The organism is Streptomyces sp. NPDC046870 (genome assembly GCF_040704595.1).
In the GTDB taxonomy this organism is placed as follows: Bacteria; Actinomycetota; Actinomycetes; order Streptomycetales; family Streptomycetaceae; genus Streptomyces; species Streptomyces argyrophylli.
This window is the reverse complement of the sequence record NZ_JBEYXM010000001.1, coordinates 977,168-1,000,696: the sequence shown is the minus strand read 5'-3', so window position 1 is coordinate 1,000,696 and position 23,529 is coordinate 977,168. Positions and strand designations below refer to the sequence as shown.

At 72.2% G+C, this 23,529-nt stretch carries 19 protein-coding genes and 2 rRNA genes; 12 read left to right on the top strand and 9 right to left on the bottom strand.

The annotated features are described in order from the left end of the window. Positions 1 to 97, top strand: a 23S ribosomal RNA gene (locus AB0946_RS04455); the annotation flags it as partial. Between the two features lie 85 nt (positions 98 to 182). After that, positions 183 to 299: ribosomal RNA gene (rrf, locus tag AB0946_RS04450) — 5S ribosomal RNA — on the top strand. Between the two features lie 96 nt (positions 300 to 395). Here rrf and AB0946_RS04445 read toward each other — a convergent pair. From AB0946_RS04445 to AB0946_RS04425, 5 genes are all read right to left on the bottom strand, one after another. Further along, entirely contained in the window at positions 396 to 1,706 is a 1,311-nt protein-coding gene (locus AB0946_RS04445; protein ID WP_366759104.1) for a DUF58 domain-containing protein, read from the bottom strand. Continuing rightward, positions 1,706 to 2,698 carry a MoxR family ATPase gene (locus tag AB0946_RS04440; RefSeq protein ID WP_366759103.1) on the bottom strand — a complete coding sequence of 331 codons (993 nt, stop codon included), beginning with the start codon at positions 2,696 to 2,698 and terminating at the stop codon, positions 1,706 to 1,708. Before AB0946_RS04440 ends, AB0946_RS04445 begins: the two co-directional genes overlap by 1 nt. Continuing rightward, positions 2,695 to 3,891 (bottom strand): DUF4350 domain-containing protein, encoded by a 1,197-nt coding sequence (locus AB0946_RS04435; protein WP_366759102.1) that lies wholly within the window; start codon positions 3,889 to 3,891, stop codon positions 2,695 to 2,697. The genes AB0946_RS04440 and AB0946_RS04435 overlap by 4 nt, the downstream gene beginning before the upstream one ends. Beyond that, positions 3,888 to 4,604: a DUF4129 domain-containing protein gene (locus tag AB0946_RS04430; protein WP_366759145.1), complete on the bottom strand. Its 717-nt coding sequence runs from the start codon at positions 4,602 to 4,604 to the stop codon at positions 3,888 to 3,890. The genes AB0946_RS04435 and AB0946_RS04430 overlap by 4 nt, the downstream gene beginning before the upstream one ends. Before the next feature lie 76 nt (positions 4,605 to 4,680). Next, positions 4,681 to 6,075 carry a glycerophosphoryl diester phosphodiesterase membrane domain-containing protein gene (locus AB0946_RS04425; protein WP_366759101.1) on the bottom strand — a complete coding sequence of 465 codons (1,395 nt, stop codon included), beginning with the start codon at positions 6,073 to 6,075 and terminating at the stop codon, positions 4,681 to 4,683. A gap of 140 nt (positions 6,076 to 6,215) precedes the next feature. On the opposite strand from AB0946_RS04425, the gene mtnA reads away from it, so the two are divergent. From mtnA to AB0946_RS04390, 7 genes are all read left to right on the top strand, one after another. After that, complete coding sequence (gene mtnA / locus AB0946_RS04420) at positions 6,216 to 7,361, top strand: S-methyl-5-thioribose-1-phosphate isomerase (protein WP_366759100.1); 1,146 nt, start codon at positions 6,216 to 6,218, stop codon at positions 7,359 to 7,361. Positions 7,362 to 7,478: 117 nt separating this feature from the next. Then, on the top strand, positions 7,479 to 8,168 hold the full coding sequence (gene mtrA, locus AB0946_RS04415) for a two-component system response regulator MtrA (RefSeq protein ID WP_005316841.1): 690 nt from the start codon (positions 7,479 to 7,481) through the stop codon (positions 8,166 to 8,168). A 1-nt stretch (position 8,169) separates the two neighbouring features. Beyond that, positions 8,170 to 10,266 (top strand): MtrAB system histidine kinase MtrB, encoded by a 2,097-nt coding sequence (gene mtrB, locus AB0946_RS04410; RefSeq protein ID WP_366759099.1) that lies wholly within the window; start codon positions 8,170 to 8,172, stop codon positions 10,264 to 10,266. Then, the gene (locus tag AB0946_RS04405; RefSeq protein ID WP_366759098.1) at positions 10,256 to 12,088 is read left to right on the top strand and encodes an LpqB family beta-propeller domain-containing protein; all 1,833 of its coding nucleotides are present in this window, start codon (positions 10,256 to 10,258) and stop codon (positions 12,086 to 12,088) included. The genes mtrB and AB0946_RS04405 overlap by 11 nt, the downstream gene beginning before the upstream one ends. Positions 12,089 to 12,234: 146 nt before the next feature. Next, positions 12,235 to 13,161 (top strand): ComF family protein, encoded by a 927-nt coding sequence (locus AB0946_RS04400; RefSeq protein ID WP_366759097.1) that lies wholly within the window; start codon positions 12,235 to 12,237, stop codon positions 13,159 to 13,161. 279 nt (positions 13,162 to 13,440) lie between these two features. Next, entirely contained in the window at positions 13,441 to 14,172 is a 732-nt protein-coding gene (raiA, locus tag AB0946_RS04395; RefSeq protein WP_366759096.1) for a ribosome-associated translation inhibitor RaiA, read from the top strand. 203 nt (positions 14,173 to 14,375) lie between these two features. Further along, on the top strand, positions 14,376 to 15,119 hold the full coding sequence (locus AB0946_RS04390) for a response regulator transcription factor (protein WP_171155711.1): 744 nt from the start codon (positions 14,376 to 14,378) through the stop codon (positions 15,117 to 15,119). A 3-nt stretch (positions 15,120 to 15,122) separates the two neighbouring features. Here AB0946_RS04390 and AB0946_RS04385 read toward each other — a convergent pair whose 3' ends face one another. Beyond that, positions 15,123 to 16,298 (bottom strand): crosslink repair DNA glycosylase YcaQ family protein, encoded by a 1,176-nt coding sequence (locus AB0946_RS04385; protein WP_366759095.1) that lies wholly within the window; start codon positions 16,296 to 16,298, stop codon positions 15,123 to 15,125. A 71-nt stretch (positions 16,299 to 16,369) separates the two neighbouring features. After that, positions 16,370 to 16,939: a GNAT family N-acetyltransferase gene (locus AB0946_RS04380; protein WP_366759094.1), complete on the bottom strand. Its 570-nt coding sequence runs from the start codon at positions 16,937 to 16,939 to the stop codon at positions 16,370 to 16,372. A 253-nt stretch (positions 16,940 to 17,192) separates the two neighbouring features. Here AB0946_RS04380 and secA point away from each other — a divergent pair, with 253 nt between their 5' ends. Then, positions 17,193 to 20,003 (top strand): preprotein translocase subunit SecA, encoded by a 2,811-nt coding sequence (gene secA / locus AB0946_RS04375; protein WP_366759093.1) that lies wholly within the window; start codon positions 17,193 to 17,195, stop codon positions 20,001 to 20,003. Positions 20,004 to 20,174: 171 nt separating this feature from the next. Here secA and AB0946_RS04370 read toward each other — a convergent pair whose 3' ends face one another. Continuing rightward, entirely contained in the window at positions 20,175 to 20,660 is a 486-nt protein-coding gene (locus AB0946_RS04370; RefSeq protein ID WP_366759092.1) for an Rv3235 family protein, read from the bottom strand. 336 nt (positions 20,661 to 20,996) lie between these two features. On the opposite strand from AB0946_RS04370, the gene AB0946_RS04365 reads away from it, so the two are divergent. Both AB0946_RS04365 and AB0946_RS04360 read left to right on the top strand, forming a co-directional pair. Next, entirely contained in the window at positions 20,997 to 21,512 is a 516-nt protein-coding gene (locus AB0946_RS04365; protein WP_366759091.1) for a hypothetical protein, read from the top strand. Positions 21,513 to 21,568: 56 nt separating this feature from the next. Next, the gene (locus AB0946_RS04360; protein ID WP_366759090.1) at positions 21,569 to 22,237 is read left to right on the top strand and encodes an HAD family hydrolase; all 669 of its coding nucleotides are present in this window, start codon (positions 21,569 to 21,571) and stop codon (positions 22,235 to 22,237) included. A 130-nt stretch (positions 22,238 to 22,367) separates the two neighbouring features. On the opposite strand, the gene AB0946_RS04355 is transcribed toward AB0946_RS04360, so the two are convergent. Further along, on the bottom strand, positions 22,368 to 22,934 hold the full coding sequence (locus AB0946_RS04355) for a DJ-1/PfpI family protein (RefSeq protein ID WP_171155722.1): 567 nt from the start codon (positions 22,932 to 22,934) through the stop codon (positions 22,368 to 22,370). Positions 22,935 to 23,529 lie beyond the last annotated feature (595 nt).

Genomic DNA, 23,529 nt, shown 5'->3' with positions numbered 1-23,529 from the left:
GTAAGGCTCCCAGTAGACGACTGGGTTGATAGGCCAGATATGGAAGCCTGGTAACGGGTGGAGTTGACTGGTACTAATAGGCCGAGGGCTTGTCCTCAGACGCTCGCGTTCACTGTGTTGGTTCTGAAACCACGAACAGCCCCGCTGTAACAGGCGGTGTGGCGTTCACAGTTTCATAGTGTTTCGGTGGTCATAGCGTGAGGGAAACGCCCGGTTACATTCCGAACCCGGAAGCTAAGCCTCACAGCGCCGATGGTACTGCAGGGGGGACCCTGTGGGAGAGTAGGACACCGCCGAACAATTCTTGGGAAAACCCCCGCACCTCCGGTGCGGGGGTTTTCTGCGTTTCAGGACCATGAGACGTCCCCGAAGGGACATCGACGGTTCGGAACCTGTCAGAGCCGACCCGCCGCTTTGAGAGCCAGATACGCATCCGCGAGCGCCGGCGCCAGTTCCTCCGGCGTCGCGTCCACCACCGTCACTCCATGACGGCGAAGCTGCTCGGCCGTGCGACGACGTTCGTCCTGCGCCTGAGCGGCCGCCGCCGCTTCGTACACCGCCTCCGTGTCCCCCCGGGCCTGCGCCATGCGGGCAATGTAGGGATCCGCCACCGAGGCGACCAGAACAGTGTGGCGTCGAGTGAGCTGTGGGAGCACGGGAAGCAGTCCCTCCTCCATCGGTGCCGCGTCCAGCGTCGTGAGGAGCACGATCAGGGAGCGGCGGGGCGCGGTGCGGAGCACGGTGGCGGTGAGGCCGCGAGCGTCGGTCTCGACGAGTTCCGGTTCCAGGGTCGCCATCGCGTTGACCAGGGAAGGCAGCACATCACCCGCCGCGCGGCCCTGGACCAGGGCGCGGATCCGGCGGTCGTAGGCCAGCAGTGCCACGCGGTCGCCCGCGCGGGAGGCGAGAGCGGCGAGCAGCAGGGCCGCGTCCATGGAGGCGTCCAGGCGCGGTGCGTCGCCCACCCGGCCGGCCGAGGTACGGCCGGCGTCCAGGACGATCAGGATGTGCCGGTCGCGTTCGGGGCGCCAGGTGCGGACGGCGACGGCGGACTGCCGGGCCGTGGCGCGCCAGTCGATCGAGCGCGTGTCGTCACCGGGAACGTACTCGCGCAGGCTGTCGAACTCCGTCCCCTCCCCGCGGGTCAGCACGCTGGTGCGGCCGTCGAGTTCACGCAATCGGGCGAGCTTCGACGGGAGGTGCTTCCGGCTGGTGAACGGGGGCAGAACCCGTACTGTCCAGGGGACCTCGTGGGCGCCCTGGCGGGAGAAGAGTCCGAGGGGGCCGTAGGAGCGGATCGTCACGCGGTCGGCCCGGTGGTCGCCACGGCGGATGGGGCGCAGTCGGGTCGTCACGCGCCGGCGCTCGCCCGGTGGCACGGCCAGTCCGTGCCGGGAGCCGGCGATCTCGGTGCCCGGCTGCCAGCTGCTCGGTGGCCACGCGTCCCGCAGTCGTGCCCGCAACGGGCGGCGGGAGGGGTTCGTGATCATCAGCGTGACGTCGGCGGTGTCGCCGAGACGGGTCGAGCTGACGCCGGAGCGGGTCAGCTGGAGACGACGTACGGGTGCGGCCAGTGCGTAGTCGCATGCGCAGGCCAGGGCCAGGGGGCCGTTGACCGCCAGGATGCCCGTCCAGCTCGGTTCCAGGATGCCGACGGGGATGGAGCCGAGGGCCGCGAGGAGGGCGGCGCGTCCGGTGAGAGCCATCAGCGGGGGACCGGCACGTGGGCGAGGATGGCGTTGATGACCGAATCAGCGGTCACGCCTTCCATTTCGGCCTCGGGGCGCAACTGGACCCGGTGGCGCAGCGTGGGCAGGGCGAGGGCCTTCACGTCGTCGGGGATGACGTAGTCGCGGCCGGTCAGCCAGGCCCAGGCGCGCGAGGTGGCCAGCAGGGCCGTGGCGCCGCGTGGGGAGACGCCCAGGGTGAGGGAGGGCGACTCGCGCGTGGCGCGGCAGATGTCCACGACGTAGGCGGTGATCTCGGGGGAGACGGTCGTCTTGGCGACCGCGGCACGCGCCGCCTCCAGGTCGGCGGGGCCGGCGACCGGGCGTACGCCGGCGGCGCGCAGGTCGCGTGGGTCGAACCCCGAGGCGTGCCGGGTGAGTACGTCGATCTCGTCCTGCCGGGAGGGCAGAGGGACCGTCAGTTTCAGCAGGAAGCGGTCCAGTTGGGCTTCGGGGAGGGGGTAGGTGCCTTCGTACTCGACCGGGTTCTGCGTCGCGGCGACGAGGAAGGGCTCGGGGAGCGGGCGGGGGGTGCCGTCGACCGTGACCTGGCGTTCCTCCATGGCCTCCAGCAGGGACGACTGGGTCTTGGGAGGGGTGCGGTTGATCTCGTCCGCGAGGAGGAGGTTGGTGAACACCGGGCCGGGCTGGAAGGAGAACTCGGCGGTGCGGGTGTCGTAGACGAGGGAGCCGGTCACGTCGCTCGGCATCAGGTCCGGGGTGAACTGGACGCGTTTGGTGTCGAGTTCGAGTGCCGATGCGAGGGCACGGACGAGCAACGTTTTGGCGACCCCGGGGACTCCTTCTAGTAGTACGTGTCCGCGGCAGAGGAGGGCGACGACGAGACCGGTCACGGCTGGGTCCTGGCCGACCACGGCTTTGGCGATCTCGGCGCGCAGGGCTTCCAGGGAGGCCCGGGCGGTGCCCGGGTCCCCGCTCTGCCCGGCGTTGTCGGTGGTCGGGTCCGTCATGAACGGCGTACCTCTCTTTCGAGGGCGTCGAGTTGGTCGGTGAGGGCGACGAGGGCCGTGTCGTCGCCGGGCGGCGGTCCGAAGAGGAGGGAGTGCAGGGCCTGTCCGTCGCCGGCGAGGTGGGCGGACAGGGCGGGGAGCAGGGCCTCGGGCGTGTGCGCCTGGGTGACGGGGACGCCGACGAGGGGGGCGAGGCGGGTGCGGGTGGCGGAGCGAAGAGCGGCGGCGGCGCGGTCGCGGGCGTTGGCGTTGCGGTAGAGGCGGGCGCGGCCTTCGGCGGTCTCGGAGGCGCGGATCGCGACGGGGAGTTTCTCGGGCACGAGGGGGCCGAAGCGGCGTGCCCGCCAGAAGGCGGCGAGGACGGCCGCGATGAACAGTTGCAGGGTGGCCCAGAGCCATCCCGAGGGGAGTAGGTCGAGGAAGCTCTTCGGCTCGCCGTTCTCGGTGGCGGAGGCGTCGGACAACGAGGGGAGGTACCAGACCAGATGGGGGCGGGAGCCGAGGAGTTGGAGGGCGAGCGAGGCGTTGCCCTGCTCGTCGAGGCGGTCGTTGTAGAGGATGCCGGGCGCGCCGAGTACGACGGTGTCGCCGCCTCCGGAGGTCGCGGGGACGCGCAGGAGGGTGGCGAGGCGCTCGCCGGGGTAGCAGGAGTCGGCGTCGAGACGGGTGGTGGTGTAACGGATGCCGCCGGTGTCGGCGGGGCCCGCCCGCCGGGCTTCGGGCAGCGTGCACTGCGGGTCGAGGGTGGAGCTGTCGCTGGTGGCGGGGTCCGCGGAGACCCCGGGGGCGAGCCGTTCGACGGACCAGCTGCCGGCCGCGACGAGGACGGTCCGCCCGCCGGAGGACGCGGTCGCCGCGTGCAGCTCGGCCTGTTGGCGGTGGGTCAGCAGGTCGGGTACGGCGACGAGCAGGGTGGTGTCCGGCCCGGCGGCGGCACGGGCCGCGCCGAGGGTGGTGACCACACGGGTGGAGACGCCTCGCTCGGCGAGGAGTTGGGCGACGGCCCGGCTGCCGTAGGGATCGGGGGAGCGCGGGTCCAGGTCGCCGTGCCGGGTGGTGGAGCGGACGGCGGCCATGGCGACGGCCGCGGCCAGGAGCAGGACGACGGCAAGTGCGATGCCTCGCGTGCGGGTCCACACCTGGCGGCCGGTGGGCGCGGTGGAGGTGGCCGTCGGGGTCGTCTCGGTGGTCACTCGGCGGCCCCCTGGCGGGTGCTCCGGGCCTTCGTGGTGGCGCCGGCGGGGCTGGTGACGAGGGCCGGCCTGGTGTGTTCCAGGTCGTGGTCGAGTTCGGCGAGGCGGTGGTACGCCGGCTCGTCGGCCGTGCGTCCACCGTATGTGACGTCGTCGAACTCACGGGCGGCGGCGCGCAGTCGGTCCGTGTGCGCGGGCAGGACGCGCCCGGCCTCGTCGGCTGCCTCGTCGGCGGTGCGGCCGGGGCGTACGTCGAGCAGGGCCCGTTCCTCCAGGGAGCGGACGAGGGCCCGCATGCGTTCCTGGACGGCCTGGTTCCAGTGGCCCTGGGCCGCGTGGGCCTCGCTGGCGGCGCGGTGCTCGGCGGCGCTGCGGGGCCGCTCGTCGAAGAGGACGGCGGCCGAGGCGGGCCGGCGCCGGGGAGTGCCCAGGCGCCACCACAGGGCGGCCAGGACGGCGACGACGAACAGGATGACGACGACCAGACCGACCGCGCCGCCCGGGGTCGCCGAGGCAGCCGAGCCGAGGGCCTGGCCGATCCAGCCCCAGAACGCGTTCAGGGCGCGCTGGAGCAGGCCGGGGTCGTTCTCGTGGTACATCCCCTTGGACAGTTCGCGCCGGGCCGCCTCGCGGGCGGGATCGCGTCCGATGGTCACCGGGGGCTCGTCCCCCGAGCCACCGGCCGCCAGCACCACCCGGGCCGTCGTGCGCAGCAGCCGGTCCGCGACGGCGGTGGCGGTGCCCGGTGGGGGCGCCGCCGTGAGAACTCCCCCGGTGAGGCTCACCGCATCAGCTCCCGGGGACGGGGCCGGGGACGCCGGTGCCGTAGCCGTGGACGCCGGCGGCACGGGCCAGTTCGAGGTCGAGGGCCTCGCGGCGGATGCGCTGGTCGATGTAGAGGAGCACGGTGACGCCGGCGCTGATCGGAAGGGTGAGCGTGGTGCCGATCAGGGAGCCGATGCCCCGGATGATCAGGAACGCCCAGCCGACGTGTCCGCCGCTGGTGCCGAGGATGTCGTCCATGCCGTCACCGCTGACGGCGGCGCCGACGAGGGCGAAGGGGATGGTGACGATCGCCGAGACGATGTTGGCGATGAGCCAGGCGAGGAGCTGGATGCCGAAGACGCGCCACCAGGAGCCGCGCACCAGCTTGGCGGAGCGGGTCATGGCCTTGGTGACGCTCTGGCGTTCCAGCATCAGGGCCGGGGCGGCCAGGTAGTAGCGGATGGCCAGCCACACCGCGACGACGACGGCTCCGAGGATGCCCAGGGCGAACAGGGCGGACCCGCCGATGTCGCTGCCGCCGCTGAGCAGGACCAGGAAGCCGGGCAGTGCGCCGACGACGATCACTCCGACGGTGATCAGGCCGAGCAGGAGGAGCAGTCCGGCCAGCCTCGGGATCTGCGGGCGGGCCTCGCGCCAGGCCTCGCCGGTGCTGACCGGCCTGCCGAGCACGGCGCGGCTGGTGATGGTGGTGAGCAGGGCGGTGGCGACGATGACGGCGGCTGCGGAGATCACCGTGACGATGCCGGTGCCGATCATGGAATCGCGCAGGGAGCGGTAGACGTCGTCGAGGGTGGCGGTCCGGCTGTCGAGCGATGTGCGGGCGAGGGCGTCGTTGACGAAGAAGCCCTGGACGAGCACCAGGCAGGTGTCCGTGACGACGGCGACGGCCAGCGCGATGCCGAGGACCGTGCGCCAGTAGGTGCGCATGGTGGAGACGGCGCCGTCGAGGATCTCGCCGACGCCGAGCGGGCGCAGCGGGATGACGCCGGGCTTGGCCGCCGGCGGGGGGCCTCCCCAGCCGCCGCCCCAGGCGGGGTAACCGCCCGGGGTGCCGTAACCGCCGTAGCCGGGAGGGGGGCCGCCGTGACCGCCGCCGGGGAACCCGTGGCCACCCTGGCCGGGGCCGGCGGGCTGCCCGCCGCCCCAGCCCGGTCCGGGCGGCGGAGGAGGCGGGGCCTGGTTCGGGCTCGGGGCACCGGTGGGCGCGGACCACTGGCCGGCCGGCGGCTGCTCCTTGGACCACTTCGAGCCTGGGCCCTGCGCGTCCGGGCCCGGTTGCGGCGCGGGTTCGGTGGGGGCGGGGCGGTCCGCGGGCTCGGCGGGGCCGGACGCACCGGGTTCCCGCCCCTCGGACGACGGGGCGGATCCGGGCGAGGCCCAGCCCGGAGTGTCAGTCATCGAAGCTCCTTCTCGGTGCCCGTCCGCGGTCGCGGCGGCAGGTTGGCAGCCATCGTGCCATGTGCCGGTCACCGGGGGACCGGCCACGGTGGGGGCCGGACGCCTTCTATTGTCCGCCGGATCCGGGGCAGACTGACGGCATGGTTGATCAGCAGGCGCGAACCGGTGAGGACAGGCGGCCGACCGAGATACCGGCGATCCGATGGGAGGAACCACCAGAAGGCCCCGTACTGGTCCTTCTCGACCAGACGAGGCTGCCGGCCGAAGAGGTCGAGTTGGTGTGCACGGACGCTGCGGCGCTGGTGGAGGCGATCCGTTCGCTCGCCGTGCGCGGGGCGCCGCTGCTCGGGATCGCGGGGGCGTACGGCGTCGCGCTCGCCGCCGCGCGGGGGTTCGACGTGGCCGAGGCGGCGCGGGCGCTCGAGGAGGCCAGGCCCACCGCGGTGAACCTGTCCGTCGGGGTGCGCCGGGCGCAGGCGGCGCACCAGGCGGCGCTGGCCCGGACCGGCGACCCGACCGCGGCCGCCGTGGCGGCGCTGGCCGCCGCGCGGGCGCTGCACCAGGAGGACGCCGAGGCCAGCGGCAGGATGGCGGCCCATGGACTGGCCCTGCTGGACGAGTTGCTGTCCGGCGGCGGGCACCGGATCCTGACCCACTGCAACAGCGGGTCGCTGGTCTCGGGCGGGGAGGGCACGGCCTTCGCGGTGGCCCTCGCCGCGCACCGGGCGGGCCGGCTGCGGCGGCTGTGGGTGGACGAGACGCGTCCGCTGCTGCAAGGCGCTCGCCTGACGGCGTACGAGGCGGCCCGCAGCGGTATGGCGTACACCCTGCTCACGGACAACGCGGCGGGTTCCCTGTTCGCGGCGGGCGAGGTGGACGCGGTGCTGGTCGGGGCGGACCGGATCGCGGCCGACGGTTCGGTGGCGAACAAGGTGGGGAGTTATCCGCTCGCGGTGCTCGCCCGCTACCACCACGTGCCGTTCATCGTGGTGGCACCGCTGACGACGGTCGACCCGGACACGCCCGACGGGGCGTCCATCGAGGTCGAGCAGCGTCCCGGCTTCGAGGTGACCGAGGTGGCGGCGCCCCAGGCGGCGGGAGCGGGGGGCGGGATTCCGGTGGCACCGCTGGGGACGCAGGCGTACAACCCGGCGTTCGACGTGACCCCGCCCGAACTGGTGACGGCGATCGTCACCGAGGAGGGGGCGGTCTCGCCCGTGACGGCCGAGGCGCTCGCGGAACTGTGCGCCCGGTCCGCGGCCGGGGCTCCGCCGGCGTCGGGCTGACACCGGCGAGCGGCATCCTCGTCGACGACAGGGGCAGACAGTGACGGCCCCGTACGACTATCGTCACCGGCCAGTGACCTCCCTCACCAGGGCGCCTGTCGCTGTTATGAGAATGGGATGATGTCGTTTATGAAGGGACGAGTCCTTGTCGTCGACGACGACACCGCACTGGCCGAGATGCTCGGCATCGTGCTGCGTGGTGAAGGTTTTGAGCCGTCTTTCGTAGCCGACGGCGACAAGGCGCTGGCCGCTTTCCGTGAGGCGAAGCCCGATCTGGTGCTTCTCGACCTGATGCTGCCCGGACGGGACGGCATCGAGGTGTGCCGGCTGATCCGGGCGGAGTCCGGTGTGCCGATCGTGATGCTCACGGCCAAGAGCGACACCGTCGACGTCGTCGTGGGCCTGGAGTCGGGCGCCGACGACTACATCGTCAAGCCGTTCAAGCCGAAGGAGCTGGTGGCCCGGATCCGGGCGCGGCTGCGCAGGTCGGAGGAGCCGGCGCCGGAGCAGCTCACCATCGGTGACCTGGTCATCGATGTCGCCGGGCACTCGGTGAAGCGGGACGGGCAGTCGATAGCGCTGACCCCGCTGGAGTTCGACCTGCTGGTCGCGCTCGCGCGCAAGCCCTGGCAGGTGTTCACCCGTGAGGTGCTGCTGGAGCAGGTGTGGGGCTACCGGCACGCGGCCGACACGCGGCTCGTCAACGTGCACGTCCAGCGGCTGCGCTCCAAGGTCGAGAAGGACCCGGAGCGGCCGGAGATCGTGGTGACCGTCCGTGGTGTCGGTTACAAGGCCGGACCGAGCTGACATGTCCGGGGACAGCGCCGCTTCGGCCCCCGGCGGTTCCGGGGCCCGTCCGGGGCGGCCTGTCGGCCGGACGGCGGCGGGTGCGCGCTGGCGGGCGATGTTCGACGGCGGACTGCTCGAGGGCGGGGTCCAGGGCAGCCCGGTCCTGCGGCTGTTCCTGCGCTGGGTGCGCCGTCCGCTGCTGCCGGTGATGCGGCTGTGGCGGCGCAACATCCAGCTCAGGGTCGTCGCCACCACCCTGCTGATGTCGCTCGGCGTCGTCCTGCTGCTGGGCTTCGTGGTGATCGGGCAGGTGCGCAACGGCCTGCTCGACGCGAAGGTCAAGGCCTCGCAGAGCCAGGCCACGGGTGGGTTCGCGGTGGCCAAGCAGAAGGCCGACGAGGCGGCCGGCGGGACCGGCGCGGGTGCCGGCGACGGCACGGCGACCGCGGACGGGCGGCAGTCGCAGAACGTCATCCAGTGGATGAGCGACCTCGTGGAGTCGCTGTCCAGCGGTGGCGCGGGCGCCTTCGACGTGGTGACGCTGCCCGTGGGCGACGACAGCGGCGGCGGACGCAGCCCGCGCGGCTCCGGGAACGTCAACCCGACCTCCAGCGTGCCCGCCGCCCTGCGCGAGCGGGTCAACAGCGGTACGTCGGCCGTCCAGAGCAACACGCGGATCGTCTACTACGGCGGCAAGGACCCGCAGCCGGGGCTCGTCATCGGCAAGCAGGTCAACGACCCCAACGGCCGCCCGTACGAGCTGTACTACCTCTTCCCGCTCACGCAGGAGGAGAAGTCCCTGAGCCTGGTCAAGGGCACGCTCGCCACCGCCGGGCTGTTCGTCGTCGTCCTGCTCGGCGCCATCGCCTGGCTGGTGGTGCGGCAGGTCGTCACGCCGGTGCGGATGGCGGCCGGGATCGCGGAGCGGTTGTCGGCCGGGCGGCTGCAGGAGCGGATGAAGGTCACGGGTGAGGACGACATCGCGCGCCTGGGCGAGGCCTTCAACAAGATGGCGCAGAACCTGCAGGGCAAGATCCAGCAGCTGGAGGACCTGTCGCGGATGCAGCGGCGGTTCGTCTCGGACGTCTCGCACGAGCTGCGCACCCCGCTGACCACGGTCCGGATGGCCGCCGACGTCATCCACGAGGCGCGCGAGGACTTCGACCCGGTCACCGCGCGGTCGGCCGAGCTGCTCGCCGACCAGCTGGACCGGTTCGAGTCGCTGCTCGCCGACCTGTTGGAGATCAGCCGTTTCGACGCCGGGGCGGCGGCGCTGGAGGCCGAGCCGATAGATCTCAGGGAGGTCGTCCGGCGGGTCGTCAGCGGTGCCGAGCCGCTCGCCGAGCGCAAGGGCACGCACATACGGGTCCTCGGTGACCAGCAGCCCGTCGTCGCCGAGGCGGACGCCCGGCGAGTGGAGCGGATCCTGCGCAACCTCGTCGTCAACGCCGTCGAGCACGGCGAGGGCAAGGACGTGGTCGTGAAGCTGGCCGCCGCGGGCGGAGCCGTGGCCATCGCGGTGCGGGACTACGGCGTAGGCCTCAAGCCCGGTGAGGCGACCCGGGTCTTCAGCCGCTTCTGGCGGGCCGACCCGGCACGCGCGCGTACCACCGGCGGCACCGGCCTCGGGTTGTCGATCGCCCTGGAGGACGCCCGGCTGCACGGCGGCTGGCTCCAGGCCTGGGGCGAGCCGGGCGGCGGCTCGCAGTTCCGGCTGACGCTGCCGAGGACGGCGGACGAGCCGCTGCGCGGCTCACCGATACCGCTGGAGCCCAAGGACTCCCGCCGCAACCGCGGCCTCGACGACGCCGGCCTGCCGCGGGCGGGCGAGGAGAAGCGGGCGACCGTTCCGGTGCAGCAGAACGGCGTCCAGCCCGCGCTGCCGCCGCGCGCGGAGATCACGCCGCGGCTGACCACATCCGCCCCGGCCGCCGACCCGACCGCCCTGCCCGGCAACGGCAACGGCGCGCGTGTCGTGCCCCGGCCCACGGCCGGCGCACGGCGTCCGGCCGACGGGCCCGCCGCGCATCCGTCGCCCGGCGCGGGCGCGGGCAGGCCGGACGCGGCCGTGCCGGAGGACTCGACCGAGCCAGGGGAGGCATTTCGTGGCCGCTGACCGCGAGGGGGGCGCGCGGCGGCGGTCGTGGCGCGCGGTGGCGTACGCCGCCCTGGGTGCCGTGCTGCTGGCCGGTTGTGCCTCGATGCCCGACAGCGGGGACCTGCGGGACGTGGAGTCCACGCCGCGGCAGGACACCGGGGTCCGGGTGTTCGCCATGCCGCCGGCCGACGGCGCCGGTCCGGGCGAGATCATGCAGGGCTTTCTGGAGGCGCTGACCAGCGACGACCCGGGGTACGACACGGCTCGTAAGTACCTGACGGCCGACGCGGCCCGCAGCTGGCGGCCCGAGCGGTCGACCACGGTCCTCGCGAACGGGCCGACCATCGAGACCGACTGCCGTCCGGGCGGCCGGGAGGAGACCAACAGCGTCACCTGCGTACTGGCCGGAAGCCAGGTCGCCACGGTGGACGAGCAGCAGGCCTACCAGCCCGCCGACGGCACCTACCGCAAGAAGCTGCACCTCACGAAGGACCCGAAGAACGGGCAGTGGCGCATCGACGGGCTGCCCGACGGGGTCGTCATGGGCAAGTCGGACTTCCAGCGGAACTACACGTCGGTCGGCAAGTACTACTTCGCCTCCGACGCGTCCGTCGGGGCGAGCGGGCAGCCGGCGGCGGTCGCCGACCCGGTGTTCGTGCGCAGCAAGGTCGATCCGATGACCCAGCTGGTCCGCTCGCTGCTGAAGGGCCCCACCACCTGGCTCCGGCCGGTGGTCAGGTCGAGCTTCCCGACCGGTACGGGGTTGCAGAAGGGTGTGTCCGGGCTGGCACCGGACGACCAGAACAGGGTGACCGTGCCGCTGAGCCTCAAGCCGTCCGGGGTGACACCGGGCAAGTGCACCGAGATGGCGACGCAGATGCTGTTCACCCTGCGGAACCTGGCGCCGACGCTGGAGTCCGTCGAGCTGCGGGGGACCGGTGGCGACCGGCTGTGCGAACTGACCGGGGAGCGCGCCGACACCGTCGCCTGGCACGGGTCGTCCAAGAGCCCCGACTACCTCTACTTCCTCGACGGCAAGCACCGGATGGTACGGATGCAGACCGGCAGCACCGGGACGGCGTCCGCGCCGGTGCCGGGTCCGCTGGGCGAGGCCGGCAGGGGACTGCGGTCCGTGGCGGTGTCGCGGGACGAGCAGACCGCGGCCGGGATCGCCGACGAGGGCAGGACGCTGTACGTGGCGTCGCTGGCGTCGGACGGATCGCTCGGCGCTCCGCTGGTGACCAGCGCGGGTCCGACCCCCGACCACCGGCTCGCCACGCCGAGCTGGGACGCACGCGGTGACCTGTGGGTGGCCGACCGCGACCCGCACCGGCCGCGGCTGTTCGTCCTGGAACTGGGCGCCGAGAAACCGGAGCCGGTCGCCGTACCGGACCTGTCCGGCCGGATCGAGGACGTGCGGGTGGCCGCCGACGGGGCGCGGATCGCGCTCGTCGTGGAGAAGGACGGCAAGCAGTCCCTCTTCATCGGGCGGATCCAGCGCGACGACGGGACCGGACAGGGCATCTCGGTGGACGGGCTGCGGTCGGCCGCACCGGACCTGGAGCAGGTCAGTGCCATCTCGTGGGCAGGGGACAGCAGGCTGCTGGTCGTCGGGCAGGAGCAGGGGGGCGTGCAGCAGATGCGGTACGTCCAGGTCGACGGCTCCACGCTCGACGGCCCGGCGCCGGGCGCGCTCACCAGCGTGAAGGCGATCGCCGCGTCCGAGGACGAGCGGGTGCCGCTGGTGGCCTACTCGGAGGACGGGATCGTACGGCTGCCGTCCGGGGCGCAGTGGCAGAAGGTCGACAAGGACGGGTCGGCGCCGGTCTATCCGGGCTGAGCGCGCGACGGCCGGGACGGTCTGGCCGGGCTGAGCGCAGGACGGCTGAGAGCAGGGCCCGCTTCCCGTGGCCACGGGACGAGTTGTCCACAGGGCGTTGTCCACAGGGGTGGCCGGTCCGTGGCCGCGTTGGCACAGTGGTGGTCATGCGGGGGTGGTGGCGGGACCTCACCGACCTGGTGCTGCCGGCCGACTGCGCGGGGTGCGGCGCACCTCGTACGGCGCTCTGCCCGCGGTGCCGGGCCACGCTGCAGGGGAGCCCGGCGCGGCGGGTGCGGCCGGTGCCGGAGCCGGCCGGGCTGCCGGTGGTGCACGCGGTGGCTCCCTACGCGGCGCAGGTGCGCGAGCTGTTGCTCGCGCACAAGGAACGGGGTGCGCTGACGCTCACGGGAGCGCTGGGCGCGGCGCTGGCGGGGGCCGTGCGGGCGGGCCTGGGCGCGGAGGACGGAGCGGGTGCCGGTGCGGGCGGTGGTGCTCACACCGGCATGGACCGCGGTGCCCGCGTCGGCGCGGGGTCGGCCGGGTGGCGCCGGTCCGGGCCCGTGCTGCTGGTTCCCGTGCCCTCGGCCCGGTGGGCCGTGCGGGCGCGGGGGCACGATCCGGTGCGGCGGATGGCACTCGCGGCGGCCGGGGAACTGCGGCGCACCGGGACGCCGGCCCGGGTGGCGGCCGTGCTGCGCCAGCGGCGGCCCGTGGCCGACCAGGCGGGGCTTGACGCGCGGCGGCGTCTGGAGAACCTCGCCGGGGCGCTGGAGGTGAGTCCGGGAGGCGGCCGGCTGCTCGGCGCGGGCCGCGTCGTGCTCGTCGACGACCTGATGACGACGGGCGCCAGTCTCGCGGAGGCGGCGCGGGCCCTGCGGGAGGCGGCCGTTTCCCCTCGTTCGGGCAGGACGGCCGTGTACGCGGCCGCAACTCGGGAAGGTAGGGAGGAACGATGGATCGGCGCCCCGCCGGGGAGAAGGGAGTCGGTGCACAGTGCACCGGAAAATGCGATGCCGAACGCCTCGTGGCGGGTCCTCCATGCCGCCGTGATCGCAGCTCCCCGCGATTCTTTCGAAATGAACAGGAACTGATCGTCAACGTGCATCGTTCCAGCTAGTGACAGGGGTAATTCACCGGAATGGAGGTACGTCGCAGTAGAGGGTGACGACATCCGTCCGGGCGAGATATGTTCGGGTGTGAGGAAAGGCGCAGGCCACACCTCTCATATCCGAATGCCGTGCTGCGGGTTTTACGGAATCACCCGCACCGGTGGGGTGGAGATCTCGCCCATGGGGGAGGAGGAGGTGGAAGTCACCGAGTCCGAGGTCCGGTGATCACCGGATCTGGTGCGAAAGGGAGATGCTCCGCCGATGCAGCGGGGCGTTCCGGGAACGGAGTTCTGCGTGGACATCGTCGTCAAGGGCCGCAAGACCGAGGTGCCCGAGCGGTTCCGCAAGCACGTGGCCGAGAAGCTGAAGCTGGAGAAGATCCAGAGGCTCGATGCCAAGGTGATCAGCCTCGACGTCGAGGTGTCCAAGGAGCCGAACCCCCGACAGGCCGACCGCTGCGACCGAGTGGAGATCACGCTCCGCTCCCGCGGTCCGGTGATCCGGGCGGAGGCGGCGGCCAGCGATCCGTACGCGGCGCTGGACCTGGCGGCGGAGAAGCTGGATGCGCGGTTGCGCAAGCAGCACGACAAGCGGTTCTCGCGCCGTGGCGCACGCCGGATCTCGGCGGCAGAGGTCCCCGACCACGTCCCCGGCGCGGCGACACTGAACGGCAGCGGCCAGCCCGTCCATGAGGAGGAGACGGACGGAGTGCCGACCAAGAAGATCGGCTCGCTGGAGGTCAAGGGTGAAGGCCCCCTCGTCGTCCGCGAGAAGACCCACGTCGCCTCCCCCATGACGCTCGACCAGGCCCTCTACGAGATGGAACTGGTCGGCCACGACTTCTACTTGTTCGTCGACTCCGAGACGAAGGAACCCAGCGTCGTCTACCGGCGACACGCCTACGACTACGGCGTGATCCACCTCAGCACCGACCCGATGGTCGCCGAGGCGCAGACGCAGCCCCCCGCGGCGGGTGGCACGCTGGGCGGCTGATCCACCCGGCTGAAGCTGTGCGGGTGCCCCTGGAGCGCGTGTGCGCCCCCAGGGGCACCGGTGTGCGACCACTTCGCGCCCCGCACGTCACCTCGGTGCCGCCCGGGCATGAAATCATGGCCGCACCGGCCCAACCGGTGGGCCGCTGCCTTGGGTTGGCGATGGCACAGGACCACAGGCCACAGCCTTCAGGGGGAGGAACGATGGCGGACACCTTCGGACCGATGCGGGACGGGGACGCCGACGACGATGTCATCGGCGGCAACCAGGACGCGGGCTCCTCGCGCGAGCCGATCAGAGTCCTGGTCGTGGACGACCACGCCCTCTTCCGGCGCGGCCTGGAGATCGTGCTCGCGGCCGAGGAGGACATCCAGGTCGTCGGCGAGGCAGGCGACGGGGCCGAGGCCGTCGACAAGGCCGCCGACCTGCTGCCCGACATCGTGCTGATGGACGTCCGCATGCCCAAGCGCGGCGGGATCGAGGCCTGCACCTCCATCAAGGAGGTCGCCCCCAGCGCGAAGATCATCATGCTGACGATCAGCGACGAGGAGGCCGATCTCTACGACGCGATCAAGGCGGGCGCGACCGGATACCTCCTCAAGGAGATCTCGACCGACGAGGTGGCCACCGCCATTCGCGCGGTGGCCGACGGACAGTCGCAGATCAGCCCTTCGATGGCGTCGAAACTGCTCACCGAGTTCAAGTCGATGATCCAGCGCACCGACGAGCGCCGGCTGGTGCCCGCGCCCCGGCTGACCGACCGTGAGCTGGAGGTCCTCAAACTCGTCGCCACGGGCATGAACAACCGGGACATCGCCAAGGAGCTGTTCATCTCCGAGAACACCGTGAAGAACCACGTCCGCAACATCCTGGAGAAGCTGCAACTGCACTCCAGGATGGAGGCCGTGGTCTACGCGATGCGGGAGAAGATCCTGGAGATCCGCTAGCTCCTATCCGAGCAGCCCGGCGAGTTCCCTGCCCAGGGGCTCGCGCAGCTCGGGTGCGTCCACGCGCTCCACGCGGACGTCGGTGCAGTTCACCCACGCCGCCGCCTCGAAGAGGGCCTGGGCGACCGCAGGGACCGCCTTTGGACCGTCCAGGGTGACCTGCTTGGCCACCAGGGTGCGGCCCTCCCGCGCCGGGTCGACACGCCCGACCAGCCGGCCACCCGCGAGCACCGGCATGGCGAAGTAGCCGTGGATCCGCTTGGGCCTGGGGACGTACGCCTCCAGCCGGTGGGTGAAGCCGAAGATCCGCTCCGTGCGCGCCCGCTCCCAGATCAGCGAGTCGAACGGCGACAGCAGTGTGGTGCGGTGCCGGCCGCGCGGCGGCGTCGCCAGGGCCGCCGGGTCCGCCCAGGCCGGCTTGCCCCAGCCCTCGACCTCGACCGGCACCAGGCCGGAGTCCGCGATGACCGCGTCGACCTGCTCGCCCTTGAGACGGTGGTAGTCGGCGATGTCCGCGCGCGTGCCGACCCCGAGCGACTCGCCGGCCAGCCGGACCAGCCGGCGCAGGCACTCGGAGTCGTCCAGCTCGTCGTGGAGCAGCTCGGCGGGGACCGCGCGCTCGGCGAGGTCGTACACCCGCTTCCAGCCGCGCCGTTCCACGCACACCACCTCGCCGTACATCAGCGCGCGCTCCACGGCGACCTTGGTGCCCGACCAGTCCCACCAGTCGTTCGTCTTCTTCGCGCCGCCCAGTTCGGTGGCGGTCAGCGGGCCCTCCGCGCGGAGCTGCTTGACGACCTGGTCGTAGGCGCCCTCGGGGAGTTCGTGGTGCCAGTGCGGCCGGTTGCGGTAGGCGCGGCGGCGGAAGGCGAAGTGCGGCCACTCCTCGATGGGGAGGATGCAGGCCGCGTGCGACCAGTACTCGAAGGCGTGGGCGTCCGTCCAGTACGCGGCCTCCACGGCCTTGCGGCCGACCGCGCCCAGCCGGGCGTAGGGCACGAGTTCATGGGAGCGGGCGAGCACCGAGATGGTGTCGAGCTGGACCGCGCCGAGGTGGCGCAGCACCCCGCGGACGCCCGCGCGCCGGTCGGGCGCGCCGAGCAGGCCCTGGGCCCGCAGGGCGATCCGGCGGGCGTCGTCCGCGGTGAGAGTGGTGGTCGGGCGCGGAAGGGTCGTCATGCGTCGGACGATAGAGGGTGCCACTGACAGCACGCGACGGGCCGGCCGTTTCCCGGGAACGGCCGGCGGGCTCAGGAACGCGCGGGCAGGTACGGGGCGGTGGAGGGCAGGCCCAGGTCGGAGGGGAGCAGCGAGCCGACCCAGCAGTCGCGGCGCACGCCCTTGTTGTTGAGCCCGGAGCGCAGGGTGCCCTCCAGGGTGAAGCCCGCGCGTTCGGCGACCGCGCGGGAGGCGTGGTTGCCGACCTCGGCCCGCCATTCGACACGGTCGACGCCGACCTCGGTGAAGATCCACCGGCAGGCGGTGAGCGTGGCCTCCACGACGTAGCCGTTGCCGCGGTGCTCCTTCGCCGCCCAGAAGCCGACCTCGGCGGTGCCCGGTGAGCGCATCATCAGGGCGAGCATGGCGGCCAGCTCCCCGCCCGCGAGGAAGACGCCGAAGGTGAACGTGGAGCCCTGCGACCAGCCGTCCGGGACGGTCTGCTCGGTGAAGCCGATCGCGTGCTCCGGGAGGTACGGCGAGGGGACCAGTGTCCAGCGCTGGATGTCGGGGTCCTGCGCCGCCGCGTACACGGCGTCGGTGTCGGCGGGGCCGACCGGGCGCAGCAGCAGACGGTCCGTGGTGAGCGTGACGGGTTCCATCACCCGATTCTGCTCAAGACGCCGGGTTCCGGCCATGGATTTTCGCGATCCGTGAGCGGACGGTCACGTTTCGCGTAATTCCTCGCGCCGATGCGGCACTATCCCGTCGTCCCGTCCGTTGTCCCGGGTGAAGCAGCCGTCGGGCCGCCAGGCCTCCCGGCGCGGCCGGGTCCTCGCATACGATGGCCGTTGCTCAGTACGTCAGAAGGAAAACCGACCGTCCCAGGCCCGACCGGCAAGGAGACCAGCCCCCGTGTCCGTCCTCTCGAAGATCATGCGTGCAGGCGAAGGCAAGATCCTGCGCAGGCTGCACCGCATCGCGGACCAGGTCAACTCCATCGAAGAGGACTTCGTCGACCTCTCCGACGCCGAGCTGCGGGCCCTCACCGCGGAGTACCAGCAGCGCTACGCCGACGGCGAGAGCCTGGACGACCTGCTCCCCGAGGCGTTCGCCACGGTGCGCGAGGCGGCCAAGCGTGTCCTCGGCCAGCGCCACTACGACGTGCAGCTGATGGGCGGTGCCGCGCTCCACCTCGGCTATGTGGCCGAGATGAAGACCGGTGAGGGCAAGACCCTCGTCGGCACGCTGCCCGCGTATCTGAACGCCCTGTCCGGGGACGGCGTCCACCTCATCACGGTCAACGACTACCTGGCCGAGCGCGACTCCGAGATGATGGGCCGCGTCCACAAGTTCCTGGGCCTGAGCGTCGGCTGCATCCTCGCCAACATGACGCCGGCGCAGCGCCGCGAGCAGTACGCGTGCGACATCACCTACGGCACGAACAACGAGTTCGGCTTCGACTACCTGCGCGACAACATGGCGTGGTCGAAGGACGAGCTGGTGCAGCGCGGCCACAACTTCGCCATCGTCGACGAGGTCGACTCCATCCTCATCGACGAGGCCCGTACGCCGCTGATCATCTCCGGTCCGGCCGACCAGGCCACCAAGTGGTACGGCGACTTCGCGAAGCTGGTCACGCGCCTCAAGCGCGGCGAGGCCGGCAACCCCCTCAAGGGCGTCGAGGAGACCGGCGACTACGACGTCGACGAGAAGAAGCGCACGGTCGCCATCCACGAGTCGGGTGTCAGCAAGGTCGAGGACTGGCTGGGCATCGACAACCTGTACGAGTCGGTGAACACCCCGCTCGTGGGCTACCTGAACAACGCGATCAAGGCCAAGGAACTCTTCAAGAAGGACAAGGACTACGTCGTCATCGACGGCGAAGTCATGATCGTCGACGAGCACACCGGCCGTATCCTCGCCGGCCGCCGCTACAACGAGGGCATGCACCAGGCGATCGAGGCGAAGGAAGGGGTGGACATCAAGGACGAGAACCAGACGCTCGCCACGATCACCCTGCAGAACTTCTTCCGCCTCTACAAGAAGCTCTCCGGCATGACCGGTACGGCGATGACCGAGGCCGCCGAGTTCCACCAGATCTACAAGCTCGGCGTGGTCCCGATCCCGACCAACAAGCCGATGATCCGCAAGGACCAGTCGGACCTGATCTACCGCACCGAGGTGGCCAAGTTCGAGGCGGTCGTCGACGACATCGCCGAGAAGCACGAGAAGGGCCAGCCGATCCTCGTCGGCACCACCTCCGTCGAGAAGTCGGAGTACCTCTCGCAGCAGCTCAGCAAGCGCGGCATCCAGCACGAGGTGCTGAACGCCAAGCACCACGAGCGCGAGGCGCAGATCGTCGCCCAGGCCGGCCGCAAGGGCGCCGTGACGGTGGCCACCAACATGGCCGGCCGTGGTACGGACATCAAGCTCGGCGGCAACCCCGAGGACCTCGCCGAGGCGGAGCTGCGCCAGCGCGGCCTCGACCCCGAGGAGCACATCGAGGAGTGGGCCGCCGCCCTGCCCGCCGCCCTGGAGAAGGCCGAGCAGGCCGTCAAGGCGGAGAAGGAGGAGGTCGAGGAGCTGGGCGGCCTCTACGTCCTCGGCACCGAGCGGCACGAGTCGCGGCGCATCGACAACCAGCTGCGCGGCCGTTCCGGCCGTCAGGGCGACCCGGGCGAGTCCCGCTTCTACCTGTCGCTGGGCGACGACCTGATGCGCCTGTTCAAGGCCCAGATGGTCGAGCGCGTGATGTCGATGGCCAACGTGCCGGACGACGTGCCGATCGAGAACAAGATGGTCACGCGTGCCATCGCGTCCGCGCAGGGCCAGGTCGAGACGCAGAACTTCGAGACCCGTAAGAACGTCCTGAAGTACGACGAGGTCCTCAACCGGCAGCGCGAGGTCATCTACGGCGAGCGCCGGCGTGTCCTGGAGGGCGAGGACCTGCAGGAGCAGATCCGGCACTTCATGGACGACACCATCGAGGCGTACGTCCGCGCCGAGACCTCCGAGGGCTTCCCCGAGGACTGGGACCTGGACCGGCTGTGGGGCGCGTTCCGGCAGCTGTACCCGGTGAAGGTCACCATCGAGGAGCTGGAGGAGGCGGCCGGCGACCGGGCCGGTCTCACCGCCGAGTTCATCGAGGAGTCCATCAAGGAGGACATCTACCAGCAGTACGAGGCCCGCGAGGCGCAGCTCGGCTCCGAGATCATGCGTGAGCTGGAGCGCCGGGTCGTGCTGTCGGTCCTGGACCGCAAGTGGCGCGAGCACCTCTACGAGATGGACTACCTCCAGGAGGGCATCGGCCTGCGCGCGATGGCGCAGAAGGACCCGCTGGTCGAGTACCAGCGCGAGGGCTTCGACATGTTCACCGCGATGATGGACGGCATCAAGGAGGAGTCCGTCGGCTACCTGTTCAACCTGGAGGTCCAGGTCGAGCAGCAGGTCGAGGAGGTCCCGGTCGAGGAGGCCCAGCCGGTGGGCGAGGGCGTCCAGGACACGGTGCCGGCGCAGGCGGGCGCGCGTCCCGAGATCCGTGCGAAGGGGCTGGATGTTCCGCAGCGGCGGGACCTGCACTTCTCCGCGCCGACGGTGGACGGTGAGGGCGGCATCGTCGAGCGTGACCTGGAGGAGGACGAGCCGGTGCGCTCCGAGTCGGACGGGCTCACGCGGGCCGAGCGACGCCGGCAGGCCAAGGGCGGGCGGCGCCGCAAGAAGTAGCGGTCGCCCGCGGCGCTTCAGCGGTCGAGCGGGGCCGGGTTCCCTTTCTCCGGGGGCCCGGCCCCGTCGCGTTGCCCGCTGGGCGCGGTGCCCCGGGCCGCGCGGGCACGGCCACGGTGGTTCCCGTGCCCCGGCCCTACGGCCTGCCCCCAGCCCCGCGGAGTGTGCCCCTCACCCCTGCGGCGGGCCCGTTTCCACCGCCGTGCAGCGCCAGCGGAGGTCCTTGCCGAGCTCCAGCCGGAAGGCCATGGCGCGTAGCCGGCCACCGGCGGCGACGCGGGCGAAGACCTCCAGGGCGCCCTGGCTGGGGACGTAGTAGCCGATGTCGTGGACGACCGGGCGGGGGCCGAGGGTGCGCAGGGGGCTGTGCTCGGCCAGGCGGGCCAGGTCGTCGTAGGCGCGGCCCGCGGTGTGCCGCAGCATCCAGTGGACGGGCCGCTGACCGCTCAGGACGGCCAGCAGGCGCTCGGCGAAGAGGTCAGTGGGCCGGGGCTGCCCTACGGCGGCTCCGGGCCGCGTACGGGCCTCTTCCGGCCGTGCGGCCGTGAGGCGGCTGGGCGTGCGGGGCGGGGCACCGCCGGGGCGGCGGGAGTCGCGGCGGGTCGGCGGGCGGTGCCGCGGGCGGGGCTGGGCGGTACGGCTCATGACCTTGTTCATGGGGCGTCCCCGTTCGGCGGGCCCGGGGGATACCGGGCGGTAACTGGATGGTGGGGATCTTGTACGGGGCGCCGGAGGGGGCCGCAAGGAAGCGGCGGTGCGCGGGGAAGGGAACGGACGGTTCACCTATCCGAGGGACCCGGGGAGTCCCGCACCCCGCGGTCAGGCGGCCGGCGGGGGTGAATCGAGGGCGTGGAGTGGACGCCTCCACGAGTGCGGGCAGGGGCCCGAAAGGGGACGGCCGCACGTATCCTGAAGGCCCTCCGGGAGACGCGCCAGCCGCCTTCCCCGGGGCCCAGCGGAGCCTTCGACCAGGAACAGGAAAGAGCGGCCAGCATGCGCGTCTACGTCCCCCTGACCCTCCCCGCTCTCGCCGAGGCGTATAAGACGGGTGAGCTGGGGACCGGCCCCTTCGTCGCGTACGCCGTCACGCCCGGGCTGCGCGAGTGGTACCTCTCCGAGGACATCGAGGAGCTGGAGTACGCCGCGCTCGGCCGGGCCGCGCTGGCCTCGCTGCGGCTGCTCGCGGCGGACCCGGACGCGCCGCGGCGCCGGGTCGTGGTCGCCGTGGACGTGCCCGACGGTGCCGCGAGCACCGACCCGGACCGCGCGCTCGAACCCGCCGCGCTCGGGGAGGTCACCGTGAAGGCCGGGGTGCCGCTCGCCAAGGCGGCGGCCGCCGTGCACGTCGACGCCGAGGACGCGGAGCCGGACGTGTCCGCCGCGGCGGACGCCCTGGAGGCGGCGGACGGCGGGGACGACGACGCGCAGTTCGTCGTGGACGGCGCGGACGACCACGAGCTGCTGTGGTACGCCACGCAGGAGATCCCCAGCCTGGTCGCGCTGGGCTGAGCCCACCCACCACGGCCGGGCCCTGATTGTCAGCGGGGGCGGGTACGGTCTTGGACATGGGGACGCAGGGAAGCGCGCACATCGTCTGGGACTGGAACGGGACGCTGTTCCACGACAATGACGCGATCATCGGGGCGACGAACGCGGCCTTCGCGGAGCTGGGCCTGGCGCCGATCACGCTCGAGCAGTACCGGACGCTGTACTGCGTGCCGGTGCCGAAGTTCTACGAGCGGCTGCTCGGCCGGCTGCCGTCCGACGCCGAGTGGGAGCTGATGGACGGGGTCTTCCACCGCTACTACGCCGAGCACCGGGTGCGGTGCCGGCTGACCGAGGGGGCGGAGGAGCTGCTCGCGGGGTGGCGGTCGGCGGGGCACAGCCAGTCGCTGCTGAGCATGTACGGGCACGAGGACCTGGTGCCGCTGGTGCGGGGCTTCGGGATCGAGGCGCACTTCATACGGGTCGACGGGCGTACGGGACCGTCCGGTGGCAGCAAGGCCGAGCACATGGTGCGGCATCTGGAGGCGCTGACGGGGGTGGTGGCGCCCGAGCGGACCGTGGTGATCGGGGACGCGGCGGACGACGCGGTCGCCGCGCGGCACGTGGGAGCGCGGGCCGTGCTGTACAGCGGGGGGTCGCACAGCCGGGTGAGTCTGGAGGGGGCGGGGGTGCCGGTGGTGGACACGCTGGCCGAGGCGGTCGCCGAGGCGCGGAGGATGGCGGCGTAGCCGGGCCGCGGACCGGCGGCCACCCTCCCCCAGCTCCTCCAGCCCGCAGGGCGCGGGGAAGCACGCGGCCGGCCACGGCGGAAGGCCGCCGGCGTACCGCGAGCCCGACGGCGCCCCGCGCGGACGGTGCTCAGCTCACCGGTGCCTTGGAGCGCAGCACCGTCAGGAACTCCCGCATCCACGCCGGGTGGTCCGGCCAGGCGCGGGAGGAGACCAGGGTGCCGTCGACGACCGCCTCGCTGTCCTGGAAGCCCGCGCCGGCCGCCTGCATGTCCGGTTCCAGCGCCGGGTAGGCCGTGACCCGGCGGCCCCGCAGGGAGTCGATCGCGGCGGTGAGCAGCGGGCCGTGGCAGATCTGGGCGACCGGCTTGTCGGCGTCGAAGAAGGCCTTGAGGATCTTGCGCAGTTCGGGGTCGTTGCGCAGGTACTCCGGGGCCCGGCCGCCGGGGATGACGAGGGCCGCGTAGTCGCCCGGGTCGACCTCGGAGAAGGCCAGGTCGGCGGGCCAGGTGTAGCCGGGCTTCTCGGTGTAGGTGTCGAAACCGGGTTCGAAGTCGTGCACGACGAACCGGAGGGTCTTGCGGGTGGGGGCGGCGATGTGGACCTCGTAACCTTCTTCGCGCAGCCGCTGGTAGGGGTAGAGCACCTCCAGTGACTCCGCCGCGTCGCCGGTGACGATGAGGATCTTGGTGGGCATGTCGGCTCCTCCGGGGAGACTCCGCACAGTGTCCTGGGCACCGTGCCTCCGCCGGGCACCCCTTGCCAAGAGGGCCCGGCGCTTTTCAGGGTGCGACCGCGGACGCGGGGGCGCGACCGGGTGTCCCGGACGTGGACCAGCCGTCGGATACGCCACCCCCACCCGCCCCGCCGCTGTGCAGAACGTCAAACTTCGCCCCTCGGTTTTGTACACATACGGCTCATGACGGGCCCGGGGTAAGTGGCGATAGCCTTGTGGCGTGATCAGCGCGATATCTCGCGGGGGCGATCCTGCTCCTGCCCTGCGCCCGGGTTGCACGGAACACCTCCGTGACCGGGCCGCGGTCGCCGGTCTTCGCGGGCGGGACGGGGGCGCGGACGCCTCCAGGACGCCGAGGACGGCCCGGGACGCGGCGGTGCCGAGAGCAGCGTCACACTCCACGGACGTGCCGAGAATGGCCGAATTCCCCCCGCTCATCTCACCTCGCGGCATAGCGTCGGACCGGACCGGACACCCCGGGCCGTGGCGTCGAGCCGGAGGGAAAGAGACCGTACTTCCTTCTACGTCACGCAACGGCGCGCGACAGGAGCCAGAG